General features: G+C 38.3%; 1 protein-coding gene. It reads right to left on the bottom strand.

The window, feature by feature from the left end:
• Window positions 1-165 precede the first annotated feature (165 nt).
• A complete protein-coding gene (locus KG698_RS15360; RefSeq protein WP_213686413.1) occupies window positions 166-909 on the bottom strand; it encodes a hypothetical protein in 744 nt (247 codons plus the stop codon).
• Between the last annotated feature and the right edge of the window lie 151 nt (window positions 910-1,060).

Below are 1,060 nucleotides of genomic sequence, written 5' to 3'. Positions count from 1 at the left end.
TTTTTTGCCGCTGACAATTTCATACAGCAGTGCCCTTTGGTGGTCAGTCATTTGTGGTCTAGAAGGAGTCATTTTATATCATAAAAATACACATGATCGCCATGAAAATATTGCATCTCCTCATAATTTGATATTTCTGGTTCTTGGCATTGTGTATTTTCCACGCTAGGGTCTTTCTGTTAAGCCTTTAACTAATGAGTAATTCGCCATTAGAGCTTTTGGAAAATTATAGCATGCTTCGTCAATCAGTGTCTCTTGATTGTTCGCAATCCCATTTATAAACATTTCGATAATATCCTTTCTAACTTTTGTCTCTGAAAAATTATACTTTCCTGCCAATTCAGATATCCCTTCTTGAGATGTTGCAAATAACAAAAAGGCTTCAACCCCCAATTTTTTCACATGTTGATTTATCATGTATTCAAATCGTCTTACGTCATCTTCTTTTGGAAAGACTCCAGAGGCCTCACCAATAGTTAAGGTTAAAATCTCAAACTTAAGTATCTCGTAAAAATACTTTACCTTAAAGTGCGCTCGGGAAGTTTCGCACAACTTTTGCTGGGAAATTTTTCGATCTATGTGCAATTTTGCCAACGGCATAAAGAAACTATCACCATGCTCAGTGAGGGTCGCTATATATGCGATTAACATGTTATCATCGCAATCATAGGAAAAGAATTTTAGTGCACATGCTTCCGCTTTGATTTCGAATGCAATTGAAAGGAGCTTGCGTCCCTGATTTGCTCGACTTGACTGGTGAAATTTTCCTTCAATTGCCTTTTCTAAGTCGCTTGTGACCAAGCCCGGAAGGTCGACATCTGGAAACAATACAGTGTAAAATGGCTTTTTCTTCTCGACATTTGATATTACACTTGTCGCAACATTTCGTATTTCAGCTATGAACTTCAAGTACGGCAACGGCCGATTCATAAGTTTGTTTAGGATATCCCCGAGACTTATCCGCATTTTTGTCTTTCAAAATCCTACAGTTTGGAGTGGTCGAGTCACCAATACATCCGGATAGTATTGTGTTCTGAGCAATGTGTCGATTGTCTTGCCG

It is taken from the genome of Roseicyclus sp., from assembly GCF_018402035.1.
Lineage (GTDB): Bacteria > Pseudomonadota > Alphaproteobacteria > Rhodobacterales > Rhodobacteraceae > Roseicyclus.
The sequence above is the reverse complement of the archived record's forward strand: the minus strand, read 5'-3'. Positions and strand labels throughout refer to the sequence as shown.